The organism is Halalkalibacter oceani, assembly GCF_023715705.1.
Classification (GTDB): Bacteria; Bacillota; Bacilli; order Bacillales; family Bacillaceae_D; genus Halalkalibacter; species Halalkalibacter oceani_A.
Map to the genome: position 1 here is coordinate 58,102 of NZ_JAMBOS010000010.1, position 12,889 is coordinate 70,990.

General features: G+C 48.9%; 12 protein-coding genes and 1 pseudogene. 10 read left to right on the forward strand and 3 right to left on the reverse strand.

Features of this window, described 5'->3' with window-relative positions:
- The first annotated feature begins 83 nt into the window (after positions 1–83).
- From M3212_RS11470 to M3212_RS11505, 8 genes and pseudogenes are all read left to right on the forward strand, one after another.
- A complete protein-coding gene (locus M3212_RS11470; RefSeq protein WP_251194116.1) occupies positions 84–1,202 on the forward strand; it encodes a sugar ABC transporter substrate-binding protein in 1,119 nt (372 codons plus the stop codon).
- Between the two features lie 8 nt (positions 1,203–1,210).
- Complete coding sequence (locus M3212_RS11475; RefSeq protein WP_251194117.1) at positions 1,211–2,707, forward strand: sugar ABC transporter ATP-binding protein; 1,497 nt, start codon at positions 1,211–1,213, stop codon at positions 2,705–2,707.
- A 1-nt stretch (position 2,708) separates the two neighbouring features.
- A complete protein-coding gene (locus tag M3212_RS11480; RefSeq protein WP_251194118.1) occupies positions 2,709–3,704 on the forward strand; it encodes an ABC transporter permease in 996 nt (331 codons plus the stop codon).
- A gap of 25 nt (positions 3,705–3,729) precedes the next feature.
- Positions 3,730–4,941: an S-methyl-5-thioribose kinase gene (gene mtnK, locus M3212_RS11485; RefSeq protein WP_251194119.1), complete on the forward strand. Its 1,212-nt coding sequence runs from the start codon at positions 3,730–3,732 to the stop codon at positions 4,939–4,941.
- Between the two features lie 17 nt (positions 4,942–4,958).
- Complete coding sequence (gene mtnA, locus M3212_RS11490; RefSeq protein ID WP_251194120.1) at positions 4,959–6,044, forward strand: S-methyl-5-thioribose-1-phosphate isomerase; 1,086 nt, start codon at positions 4,959–4,961, stop codon at positions 6,042–6,044.
- Positions 6,045–6,499: 455 nt separating this feature from the next.
- Positions 6,500–7,297: a DUF368 domain-containing protein gene (locus M3212_RS11495; protein WP_251194174.1), complete on the forward strand. Its 798-nt coding sequence runs from the start codon at positions 6,500–6,502 to the stop codon at positions 7,295–7,297.
- A gap of 51 nt (positions 7,298–7,348) precedes the next feature.
- Positions 7,349–8,467: a sporulation integral membrane protein YtvI gene (gene ytvI / locus M3212_RS11500; RefSeq protein WP_251194121.1), complete on the forward strand. Its 1,119-nt coding sequence runs from the start codon at positions 7,349–7,351 to the stop codon at positions 8,465–8,467.
- A 222-nt stretch (positions 8,468–8,689) separates the two neighbouring features.
- Positions 8,690–8,839, forward strand: a pseudogene (locus tag M3212_RS11505) (IS5/IS1182 family transposase); the annotation flags it as partial.
- A gap of 10 nt (positions 8,840–8,849) precedes the next feature.
- On the opposite strand, the gene M3212_RS11510 reads toward M3212_RS11505, so the two are convergent.
- Together M3212_RS11510 and rpsN are read right to left on the reverse strand one after the other, a co-directional pair.
- Positions 8,850–10,031: a GTP-binding protein gene (locus M3212_RS11510; protein ID WP_251194122.1), complete on the reverse strand. Its 1,182-nt coding sequence runs from the start codon at positions 10,029–10,031 to the stop codon at positions 8,850–8,852.
- A 336-nt stretch (positions 10,032–10,367) separates the two neighbouring features.
- Positions 10,368–10,637 (reverse strand): 30S ribosomal protein S14, encoded by a 270-nt coding sequence (gene rpsN / locus M3212_RS11515; RefSeq protein ID WP_251194123.1) that lies wholly within the window; start codon positions 10,635–10,637, stop codon positions 10,368–10,370.
- A gap of 174 nt (positions 10,638–10,811) precedes the next feature.
- Between rpsN and M3212_RS11520 the strand changes: the two genes are divergently transcribed.
- Both M3212_RS11520 and M3212_RS11525 read left to right on the forward strand, forming a co-directional pair.
- A complete protein-coding gene (locus tag M3212_RS11520) occupies positions 10,812–11,252 on the forward strand; it encodes an Rrf2 family transcriptional regulator (RefSeq protein WP_251194124.1) in 441 nt (146 codons plus the stop codon).
- Between the two features lie 65 nt (positions 11,253–11,317).
- Positions 11,318–12,229 (forward strand): NAD(P)/FAD-dependent oxidoreductase, encoded by a 912-nt coding sequence (locus tag M3212_RS11525; RefSeq protein ID WP_251194125.1) that lies wholly within the window; start codon positions 11,318–11,320, stop codon positions 12,227–12,229.
- Positions 12,230–12,249: 20 nt separating this feature from the next.
- Here M3212_RS11525 and M3212_RS11530 read toward each other — a convergent pair whose 3' ends face one another.
- A complete protein-coding gene (locus M3212_RS11530; RefSeq protein WP_434084046.1) occupies positions 12,250–12,822 on the reverse strand; it encodes a LysE family translocator in 573 nt (190 codons plus the stop codon).
- Positions 12,823–12,889: the final 67 nt, after the last annotated feature.

Here is a 12,889-nt window from a genome sequence, read left to right on the forward strand (position 1 = left end):
AGCCCATCCATTCCGCCTCTTTCCCGATAGTGAGTGAAAGAGGCTTTTTTATGTTTTGCCGACAAAAAAGGGGAGAGAACCAGATGAAGAAAAATAAGTGGTGGAAATCAGTAGTGGCGGCGGCGCTTGCTGTAACGCTTGCCGGCTGCGGAGCCGGAGAAGAGTCAACAGGAGAGCAGGGCGGAGGAACAGAAAGCTCAGCGATTGAAGGTGTTCCGGAACGGTTCGCCGGCGGTGAAGAAACGAAAATCAGAGTGATCCGTAAAATCGGCGGTGATGATCATACAGCGCAATATCTTGCCGGAGTTAAGGAAGAAGGAGAGTCACTAGGCTTTGATGTCGATGTATTCACAGCAAACGGGGACACGGCCCGATATCATGACGCGATCTCGCAGGCGATTGATGCTGGAGTCGATGGGTTGATTTTATCGCATGGCGATGATGCGGCGACATACGATGCGGTCGAGCGCGCCCGTGAGGCGGGCATCGAAGTGGTGGCCTTTGATTCGATCGCTGAACTGGAAGAGATTGAGGGCGTGACACTTACTTCTCAGGATGACGAAGCGTTGGCGACGCTGGCGCTTGACCAGCTCGTTGAGGATTTCAACGGAGAAGCGAACATTATTTACCTTTGGGTTGACGGCTTCCCGCCAATGGTGCGCCGCAACAACGTCTATCAGGAAGTGCTTGCGGCAAATCCGGGGCTGAACGAGCTTGAACGGTTTGGTGTCGCTTCTGAGGATACGTCGACACAGACACAAAATGCGGTCGCGGCGATGCTGAACAAGTACCCTGAAGGTGAGATTGACGCGATTTTCGCGACATGGGACGCCTTTGCAATCGGCGCTGCACGTGCGCTGGAGGAAGCGGGTCGTGATGAAATTACAATTTACGGAATTGACGTATCAAATGCCGATCTTCAAGTGATGCAACAGGAAAACAGCACGTGGAGTTACACGGCTGCTGTCGATCCGAAGCTGATCGGAGCGATTAACCTGCGGATTTTGGCGAAGAAGCTTGCCGGAGAAGAAACACCGCCAACCTATGATTTGGAAGCCTCTTTGATTTCAAGAGAGAGTCTAGTCGGAGGGTCAGAACCTGTCAATATGGTCAACCTTGCTGATGTGATCGAAGGCTGGGGCACATCTGATGCGTTTGAAGAAGAGTGGATGACGATACTGAAAGAACATCATAACCAATAGGTGATGGTATGAACTTGAAAATGAGCAATATTTCAATCGAGTTCCCCGGTGTGCGGGCATTGGATCACGCTTCATTCGAAATGGAGACGGGACAGGCCCACGCGCTGATCGGTGCCAATGGCGCCGGGAAATCAACGTTAATGAAAGTGCTGTCCGGCGTGTACAACCACTATAGCGGGGAGATTTACCTTGATGGGGAGCTTATTGACATTCGCTCCCCGAAGGATGCCCGGCAGCACGGCATTCAAATCGTTTACCAGGAAGTTGATACAGCGCTTGTGTCGAGCTTAACCGTCGCGGAGAACATTATGCTCAACGCTCTTGTGGCCAATAAAGAGAAGAAATTGGTCATTGACTGGAAAAGACTGCACCAGCAGGCAGCGGCGATCCTTGAGACGCTTCAAGTCAAGCTGCCGACGCGAAAGCTGGTCAGCGAGCTTTCGCTTGCTGAAAAGCAGATGGTGCTGATCGCCCGTGCCGTGTCGACGGAGTGCAAATTTCTCATTTTAGATGAGCCGACGGCACCGCTCAGCCTGACGGAAACGAAGCAGCTGTTTCGCGTCGTGAATGAGCTGAAACAAAAAGATGTTGGAATTATTTTCATTTCTCATCGTCTGCCGGAGCTGTTTGAGATTTGCGAGGAAATCACGGTGATGAGAAACGGCTGCTACATTTCCCGCGAGCGCACTAGTGACACGAGCGCGACCACGGTGATTGAGCATATGCTTGGCAAGTCGCTTGAGGCCCAGTTTCCGGAGCGCCGGCAATCGGCGGGGGAAGTCGTGCTTGAAGCTGCCCATATTTCCGACGGCGATAAGGTAGATGATGTCAGTCTGACAGTCAGAGCCGGGGAAATTATCGGCGTAGCGGGCCTTGTCGGCGCGGGGAAAACCGAGCTGTGCAAGCTACTTTTTGGAGCAGAAAAGCTGAAGGCCGGCACGATTTCGCTTAGAGGGAAGAACGTCACAATCGGAAGTCCGACCGAGGCGGTACGCCAGCGGATCGCGCTTGTGCCGGAGGAGCGCCGTAAGGAAGGGGTGCTCGTCGAAGAGTCGGTCGTTACGAACCTGACCGCATCAAGCCTTGGAAACTTTCTCAAGCGATTCAGTTTCGTTGATGTCAAGAAGGAACGAAGGAAGGCTGAGGAAATCATAGAAGCACTTGCGATCAAAACGCCCGGGACGGCGGCAACCGTCAAGCATCTGTCAGGCGGGAACCAGCAAAAAGTGGCGATCGGTAAATGGCTGATCGCCGACAGCGATCTGTATATTTTTGATGAGCCGACGAAAGGTGTTGATGTCGGCGCGAAAAAGGATATTTTTGAATTGATCGCCGGTCTTGCCGAACGCGGGAAAGCGGTTATTTACGCATCATGCGAGCTCTCGGAAGTACTCGGGATTACCGACCGGGTGTATGTGCTGTACGATGGACGAATGACAAAGGAACTCGTCACATCCACTACGAACGAAGAGGAATTGTTATACCTCTCAACTGGAGGAAAGTAATATGGCGGAACAAAAAAGGGGCGACCATAAAGCGTCCTTTGACTTGTTTAATTTTTTATATAAATACGGGACGATGATTTTGATAGTCGTGCTGATTATTGTCTTTGCCAGCGTGAACCCGTCCTTTATTAAAGCGGATAATATCATTACGATTTTGCGCTCGATCTCGATCGTGACGATTATCGCGATCGGCATCACGATTTCCCTGGCGGTCGACGGCTTTGATTTGTCAGTCGGTTCAGTTGCCTCGCTCGCCAGTGCTGTCGTGATTTCGATGTTTGTCTGGTATTCCCAGCCGACAGCGGTGGCGATCGTGACGGCGATTGCCGTTGCCTTGCTTGTCGGCGCCTTTAACGCTTTTATGATCGTCAAAGTCCGGATACCGGATTTACTGTTGACGTTGGCGACGATGTTTATTATTCAGGGTGTGGCCCTGACTTACACAAAAGGGGCGACCGTCTCTGAAAATATGATTATGCCGGATGGCAGCTATGCGGAGGGAACGATCAGCAGCGGCTTCGCCAAGCTCGGCCAGGTGCCCTATATTATTATCATCATGCTTGTCGTTGTTTTCATTGTTCATATATTTCTTACACATACCAAGCATGGCCGTTATATGTATGTCATCGGTGGAAACGAGGAAGCGGCAAGGCTCTCCGGTATTCCCGTCAACAAATACAAGGTGGTTGCCTACCTGCTTTCGGCTTTATTCGCCTCATTGGGAGGGATCGTCCTTGCCTCGCGGGTGATGACAGCGGAAATTAATGCCGGCGGCCCTTATTTAATGGATGCGGTCGCCGCGGCCTTTATCGGCTTTGCCGTCCTCGGAGCTGGAAAGCCGAATGCGCTCGGTACGTTTGTCGGGGCGGTTTTAATCGGAATATTGGCCAATGGTCTTGTGATGATGAGTGTACCTTATTACGCGATGGATATTGTAAAAGGAACGGTGCTCGCTTTGGCACTGGCCCTGACATATTATAAAACGAGACAGAAGTAAACCGATGAACGGGGAGGGGAAGATGATGACGACATTTACAGAGAAGTATTTTACGATGACGGAAGCCGAAGCGGTCGACTATGCGAAGACAAGACTGTCGATTTTTCCGGCGGACGCTGAATTGACATGTGAGGAAATTGGCGATGGAAACTTGAACTATGTGTTTCGGATTCGCGATCAGAAAGGCGGCCAATCGATTATTATTAAGCAGGCCGGACCGGTGGCGCGCATTTCGGATGAGTTCAAAGTCTCTCCGGATCGCAACCGGATTGAAAGTGATATTTTACGGCTGCAAGGGAAGCTGGCAGAAGGCTTCGTGCCAAAAGTATATCATTATGATCCGATCATGAACTGCTGTGTGATGGAGGATCTGTCTGACTATGAAATTTTAAGAACAGCATTCTTAAAAAAGAGAACCTTTCCGAAATTCGCTGATCATATTTCCACGTTTTTAGTCAATACTCTCCTGGCGACATCGGATCTTGTGCTCAATCATAAAGAGAAAAAGGAACTTGTTAAATCGTTTATTAATCCTGAGCTGTGTGAAATCACAGAGGACCTTGTTTATACGGAGCCTTTCTACCCATGCCCGCGCAATGAAGTGTTTGACGGCACACGGGCATTTGTCGAAGAGGAAATTTGGAATGACAAGGCGCTGGCGCTGGAAACGGCGAAGCTTAAGTTCGACTTTATGACAAATGCCCAGTCGCTTTTACATGGTGATCTGCATACCGGCTCAATCTTCGTCACAGAAACGGAAACGAAGGTGATTGATCCGGAATTCGCCTTTTATGGCCCGGCCGGATATGATATCGGCAATGTGATCGCCAATTTGCTGTTTGCCTATGTCAATGGCCATCATACGCTGATAGATAAAGCGGAGCGTGAGCAGTTTTGCGCTTATATTCTCGAGACGATTGAGCAGACGATAGACTTGTTTAAAGAAAAATTTATCGTCGCCTATAAGCGCGAAGTAACAGAACAGGTCGCGTCCTACGAAGGGTTTCTTGACTACTATCTTCAAAGAATTATCGAGGACACGGCGGCGGTCTGCGGACTTGAGCTTTGCCGGCGCGTTATCGGACTGGCTAAAGTCAAGGATTTAACGGAAATCAAAGACCGGGAGAGCCGGGCGGAAGCAGAAATCTTCTGTTTAAAAGTTGGAAAGACGCTGATTCTCAACCGGCAACAGTACGGCAACGGCCAGGATTTCATCAAAACGATTCTTGAGAGCTGAAGAAAAGAGGGAAGGACATGGAGAACATTATCGATATTGTCCAATCCGTCATCTTAAATGAGACGGGGGAGGCTGTCGTCATTTTAGATCAGACACTGCTGCCGGCACAGAAGGTCTATCAAACATTGAAAACGCCTGAGGATGTGTGGGAGGCTATCTACCATTTGAAGGTGAGAGGAGCGCCGGCTATCGGAATTGCGGCGGCGTACGGTGCTTATTTAGGTGCTAAGCAAAGTGGCGCGTCGACATCCGATGAGCTTTTTGCCGCTTTTGGTAGAGTAAAGGATTACCTCGGCTCCTCACGTCCGACGGCGGTTAATTTGTTTTGGGCGCTTGAACGGCTTGAGAAGCGGCTGGTGACCGAGATGAAAGCAACAGCGGACGTCGGGCAGCTTGTCGCCGCGCTGAAAGAAGAGGCGGAAACGATTCGCCTGGAAGATGAGCAGGTCTGTGAGGCGATTGGGACATATGCTTTATCGTTGCTGAAGCCGGGAGACGGCATTTTGACGCATTGTAACGCCGGCACGATTGCGACGGCGAAATACGGAACGGCGCTTGCGCCAATTTATTTGGGACAACAGCAGGGGTATCAATTTAAGGTGTACGCCGATGAAACGCGGCCCTTGCTTCAAGGAGCGCGCCTGACGGCCTGGGAACTGTCAGAAGCCGGGATTGATGTCACCTTAATCTGTGACAATATGGCGTCAATTGTGATGAGTGAAGGCAAGGTTCAGGCGGTGCTAGTCGGTTGTGACCGTGTTGCGGCTAACGGCGATACGGCTAACAAAATCGGAACCTCGGGTGTGGCGATTCTCGCCCGGCATTACGGCATTCCTTTTTATGTTTGTGCGCCGACTTCAACGATTGATCTCTCGTGCCAAACAGGAAAGGACATAGTCATTGAAGAACGTGATGCAGCGGAGATTACGACAAAGTGGTACGAAGAGCCGATGGCGCCGGCCAATGTTAAAACATACAACCCTGCTTTTGATGTCACCGATCACCGTTTAATTACGGCGATTATTACGGAAAAAGGGATTTTACGACCGGACTTTGCCGAAGGATTAAAGATAGTCATGGCCCAGCCTGAAGCAAAATTGTGAAAAAAATAGGAAAAGCAGTGAACAAGTTGTATCAAATGACCAATTCGGGTATGATTATGGCTATAATCGAATACTACCTTATTAAAGGGGAGTAGCTGTACAATAAAGTCGTCATTACGGGATCAGATCCTCGGCTTTATTGGCAACCGGATCAAGTTGTTAGCCAGACCTTTACCAGTAGCCCCGTCTTTCATTCAATGAAAAGGCGTTTGCTTCGATGGTAAGGGTCTTTTTTAAAAGGAGGATGATTCGAGAAGAGATGCTGATCATGGCGCGAAATGGTAGAATGATGATGGAAATCAATAACCTTCGTCGATAAAAAACAGTTTCATTTGATTACAACAGTTTGCTTCCCGGTCAATTTTACATATGAGATAGTGGACAAAAAGACGGAACCGACCTGTTTAGAAAAGGAGAAATATGTGTTGTTTGAATGGCGTAACATTTTTAAAGGTATGACAATGGGGATCTCCGACCTTATTCCCGGAGTAAGTGGCGGAACGATTGCGTTAGTGTTAGGTATTTATCAAAATCTTTTAGCGGCGATTAACGGCCTTTTCACGAGACAGTGGAAAAAGCATCTCTTGTTTTTACTTCCGCTCGGAATCGGCATTGGCGCAGCGCTCCTCGCTGTCAGCCATCTCGTAGAGTGGCTGCTGGCCGAATACCCGCAGCCGACCTTTTTCTTTTTTCTTGGTCTTATTATCGGCATCATTCCTAAGCTGTTGCACGATATTGAGTTTAGACGCAGCTTTACGCCGGTTCATTATGGCCTGCTGCTGATCGGAGCGTTGATCGTCGGCTTGACGGTTTTTATTAAAGAAGACGAGCTTGCTCCGGTGATGACAGCGTTAACGACAGGTGACTATGCGCTTTTATTTTTCGCCGGCTGGCTGGCAAGCTCGGCGATGATTTTACCGGGAATTAGCGGCTCGTTTATTTTTCTACTTTTCGGCGTTTACCCGACGGTCGTCAATGCGTTATCGACGATCAATTTTCCTGTGATTATTACAGTCGGGGCCGGTATCGCAATCGGCTTAATTGTCACGAGCCGGTTTATCGCCTGGCTTTTGCGGCAATTCAGGGTAGGGACATATGCGGTTATTATCGGCTTTATCATCGGGTCAATTATCGTGATTTACCCGGGCATCGGCACGGATCGCTTTTTGCTGCTGGTCAGTGTGCTGACCTTCCTGATTGGGGCGGGATGCGCTTTCCTTTTGAGCCGGTTTGAACAGAAAAAGCAGTTGTGAATCGAAACGGTCAGCTGATGGTGACTGACTGATCTTAGCTGGAGGTGTCAAGTGGGGAACAATAAGGTGCTTCAGGTCATTGCACGAATGCTCGTTGTTGCTTTGCTGGTCGTTCTTGGCTGGTTCATCCTGTACTATTTTGTCAAGCTGACCTTTCCGTTTCTCATCGCTGCCGTCTTCGCTTTTTTCATGAATCCGCTCGTCAATATTCTTGAGAAAAAAACAAGGTTTCCGCGGCCACTTGCTGTTCTGACCGGGATTCTTGTCCTGTTCGGACTGGTTGGCGGCTTGCTGACTTTGATCATTATCAAGCTGATTGATGGCTTTCATTATCTATCCCAATTTGTCCCGCAGCAAATCGAAATGATTTCTCGTAATTTGCAAACATATTTTAACGAGCATGTCGTTCCTTTGTGGATGAAAGGACTCGGGATCATTGATGAGCTCGATCCGGCTCAGCAGAACGCGATTGAGACGAGCATTCAGCAGCTCGGCGGTCAATTTGCCTCGATTCTCGGAAATGCCGGACAGGCGATAGCTAATAGTCTTTCTCATTTAGTCGGCGCGCTGCCACTGACATTGACAGTGTTTTTATTCGTCCTGCTCGGTTTATATTTTATCAGTAAGGATTGGAACCGGTTGAAGATGTGGCTCAAAGAAAAGCTGCCGATCAGAGCTTCCGGACAGGTTGCCAGCGTCTACCGTGATTTAAAAACGAAGCTTGTCGGTTTTTTGACAGCGCAGTTTATTTTAATTAGCATGACTGCTGTCGTCAACTTCATTGGTCTGCTTATTTTAAATATTGAACAGGCTTTGACGATCGCTCTCATTCTCGGCCTCGTCGATTTGCTGCCATATTTGGGTACAGGGCTTATTTTAATTCCGTGGGGGATTTACTGTTTGGTAACGGGGGATTTGTTCCTTGGATTTGGCCTGCTTATTCTGTATACGATTACGATTGTGCTGCGCCAGCTGGCTGAGCCGAAAGTACTTTCCTCAAGCCTTGGTCTGAATCCGCTGGCGACGCTCGTTTCCCTGTTTGCCGGCTTGCAGCTCTTTGGCTTTATCGGCTTATTTATCGGACCTGTCTTGCTCGTTCTGCTCGTTTCTTTATACGAGGCCAAGGTTTTTAGCGGCTTATGGCGCTTTATTAGCGGAAATCAGAGTTGAAAACAAAGGAAAGCAGCCTGTCGACAAAGTCTCGCAAAAGTGAGACGGTCGACAGGCTTTTTTGGTATGATATTTGTCACGAACCAGAGCTTCGAACCCACTCCCCGGATCGGGGCACGCTTTCCGCAGGAGGGCGTTGAACGAACCGGCACGCCGGTGGATGTCAGCCTGCCCTCTCATCCTGCAGAGTCGGCCTTTCATCCCGTCCGCTTTGTGTAGTAGATATGTCCGGAAGATCAGCTTCTTTCCTATCGGACAACAAATCGAGAAATGTATCGAGAATACATAGCTGCTTCGTCTATTTACCATGCATACCCTGTCTTACCCCAATGCACCAAGAGTAACCATCATCAAAAGCTGGTTCTACGTCACTCAGAGCCTCTTATGCTTCGACAAAAGCCGGGAGCGGATCGGCAAAGCCCGACCAGTCTACGGTCATCTCCTCATCGCGCAAGAGGCATTGGTCAAGAGAATGGCTGACGGCTTCCTCGTCCATGTCAATACCAATGAAAACAAGCTCGGTCATCCGGTCGCCGTAATCTGAATCCCACTTTTGTAAAAGTTCAGGTTCCTCGCGCAAAACCTCGTTCTGCTCGTCCTCGTCATAAGCGGCAACCCACTTCCCGGCTCCCTGGATCGTAATTGTCGTGCCTGCTTGTGACAGCAGACCGGCAGTTTCATTTCGGCTGGCGAGCCAAAAAAAGCCCTTTGCTCGTACCACTGCGTCAGGCCAGTGCTCGAGCCAGTCCATCAGCCGCTCAGGGTGAAAAGGTCGGCGCCTGCGATATACAAAAGAAGAAACGCCGTATTCCTCTGTTTCCGGCGTGTGCTCCTCGTTTAATTCCTTGATCCAGCCCGCTGACTGACTCGCTTTTTCAAAATCAAATTTCCGGGTATGGAGGATCGAGGACAGCTCGACTTTTCCGTAAGCGGTCGGGATAATGACGGCCGCGCTATTGCTTTTGCGGATAAAGCCGCTTAGTTCACGCAAATTAGACTCTTCGATGAGATCGGTTTTATTAAGGAGGATCACGTCGGCGAATTCGATTTGATCGATAAGCAGGTCGGAAATTTCACGCGTGTCGGTTTCATCTACTCCCTGCCGGCGCTCTTCCAGCGTTTCTCCTGAAAGATAATCCTCCCAGAAATGGTGCGCGTCCACGACGGTCACCATCGCATCGAGCGTGCAGCACTTCGTTAAGTCAATTCCCAATTCTTCATCAATATAGGTAAAGGTTTGTGCAACAGGAATCGGCTCACTTATGCCTGATGACTCAATCACAATATAATCAATCCCGCCCGCCTGGACGAGCCGTTCGACTTCCTGCATCAGGTCTTCCCGCAAAGTACAGCAAATACAGCCGTTTTGCAATTCAACGAGCTTTTCCTCTGTCCTGGAAAAGTGACTCTTTTTGACCTGCATCGCGTCAATATTGATCTCGCTCATGTCGTTGACAATCACGGCGACCTTCAACCCTTCACAATTGGTTAAAATATGTTGCAAAAGTGTTGTTTTTCCGGCACCTAAATAACCGCTTAATACGGTGACAGGAACTTTGTTCATCTTGTATATTCCTCCTTTAAGGGAAGAGGTCGGGAAAAAAGTATCTAAACTACTTGGATATCCGAACAAAGGACAGCAAGACTCAGTTGCACTGCTTCTGAAATAGACTTCGCTTTCCACGGGAAGCTGGTGAGGCCTTCTCGGGCTACTGAAAAAACATGAGCTCCTTTTTTAGAAGCCATTCTTTCTTCTTCGAGTACCTTTCTTAGGAGGCAACGTCTATTTCATCCGCTACGTTGGTGCTTTGTTCGGTATTGCAGTTGGATACTTTCGTTATCTTCCTCCTCTAGGCCATTTCTCTTTTGGCGATCCATGGCTTTGTCCGACTCAAACTTTTTACCAGCTCGATTTCTTCACACCCGGAACCTGCCCTTTATGTGCCAGCTCGCGAAAGGCAATCCGTGACAGTTTAAATTTACGAAGTACGCCACGCGGTCTGCCGGTTAACTCGCATCTCCGCGTTAAACGGCTTGGGGCAGAATCGCGTGGTAGCTTGCTGAGTGCCACGTAATCTCCTTTTTCTTTTAATTCTCTGCGCTTTTCGGCATAACGGGCCACGAGTTCCTGACGTTTCTTTTCTTTTGCAATCTTTGATTTCTTTGCCATAAGTACCACCTTCCTGTTTGTAAAACGAAATGATTACGATTTATATCATAGTCGATTCGCGCGGGAAAGTAAAGGATGGTGTTTGCATCAAGGAGGAGAATCATTGACAGCATCGTTAGATTAAGGATATTATAGACTTGTTGAATCTGTAATGTGAAATCAGGTGGTGAGAAGGTGAAATATTCAAAGGCAACAAATTACGCGCTCCATACAATTGTTTATTTGGCACTATTGCCTTCCGGAAAAACGATCGGTGTCAAGCCATTGGCCGAGGTGCAGCGCGTGTCACCGAGCTATTTGTCAAAAGTGTTGACGACATTGGTGAAGGGTGGATTCATTGAATCGGTGACTGGAGTGAACGGCGGCTATCGCTTAATTAAGGATAGTAAGCAGGTCGCGTTTTTAGACATCATTCAGGCCATTGAGGGAAGTAATTCGATGTTCAATTGCCATGTTGAGCATCGGCCGGGGGAGCGCGAAGGCTGTTTGATCGAGGCAGTTATGAATGAAGCCGAACAGAAAATGGAAGAACATTTACGCAGCCGGACGATTGAAGATATTGTGAAGAAGGTTGATCAAAGTATGGTCGACTCGCTGCATGCAGTTGTTCAGTAATTTTTTTAAATTAATTATAGATTTAAGAAGTCTTTAATATCTATAAAGGGAATGGAGTGGATGATATGTTTGATTGTGCTATTATCGGCGGTGGTCCTGCCGGATTAAATGCGGCGCTCGTATTGGGGAGGGCAAAACGAAATGTCCTGCTTTTTGATCATGGTCAGCCGCGAAACAGGGTAACCCGGCATTCGCATGGATTTATTACGAGGGATGGAGTGTCACCAGATGAATTCCGTGAGCTGGGACACCGGGATATCCGGCAATATCCATCGGTCCGTTTTGAACAAGTCAAGGTAGTTGAGGTGAAAAAAGAAGCGGAGGGGCACTTCTCGCTGATGACAGAGCACGGTGAGCATCATCGAAGCCGTACGGTCATCATTGCCACTGGTCTCAAAGAAAGCCTGCCAAAGATAGAGGGGATCGAGTCCTATTATGGAAGAAGCCTCTTCAGCTGTCCGTATTGCGATGGCTGGGAATTACGGGATCAGCCCCTGATCCTGATTGCTGAAACAGAGCATGTCGTTCACGGAGCAAAGCTAATCTACCAGTGGAGCAATGATCTCGTCGTTTGCACGAATGGGCAGACGGTACTGTCAGCGGAAGAGAAGCAGTTGTTCGAAAGGAAAGGAATCAGGGTGAAGGAGGAGCAAATTACCGGTCTGGAGGGAGAGGAAGGGAAGCTGGAAAACGTGCTGTTTCGCGATGGTACAGCAATAAAGCGAACTGGCGGCTTCGTGCAAACCAAGCTCAAACAGCCGACTGATTTTGCTGAAGCACTCGGATGTAAGCTGAATGAAGCCGGCGGGATTGTTGTTGACGGGTTAGGAAGAACAAATGTGGCCGGAGTCTATGCCGCGGGAGATACTTCGCAATCCGGGCCTTCACAATTGATTATCGCTGCCGGTCAAGGGGTAGGTGCCGCCGCCGGAGTGAATTATGATTTGGCTATGGAGGTGTTTGAGGAAGGGGAGTGAGCCACACTTCCTCATATCCTTCATTTATGATCGCTAAAGGCGATTCTCAAGCCGATGAAAGCAAAAAGACTTCCTTCGATCAAGTGGATCTTCCTGGCGAGCCCCGGACTTTTCCGCAAAAAAGTACCAATCTTTCCGGCGAACACACTTATGAGTGAGAAAAGAACGAGCGCCTGGAGCAGAAAGATGACTCCGTAGACAAGCATTTGTCCGGCAACGGCTCCCGCTTCATATTGAATAAACTGCGGCAGGAATGCTAAGAAAAATAACGAAACCTTCGGGTTGAGTAAATTCATGATCACACCTTTTTGGTAAAGCGCACGATAATCCAGAGAATCGGCCTTTAATGGCCCAAAGCCCGATTCCTTGGCCCGAAACGCTTTATAAGCTAAAAACAGCAAATAGGCGACACCGGCGTATTTGACGATCGTAAAGGCCAGGGCCGATTGATAAATGAGCGCCGAAAGCCCGATCACCGCCGCAGCGATATGGCCGAGCAGGCCGGTGCAAAGTCCGAGCGCTGTGGCGATTCCCGCTTGTTTTCCTTTCGCGATGCTTTGGGCCAAAACAAACAGATTATCCGGCCCCGGCATTAATGTTAAAAGAATGGCGGCGCCTAAAAATGAAAGAACTGCAAAGATATCCAAATACGTTCACCCC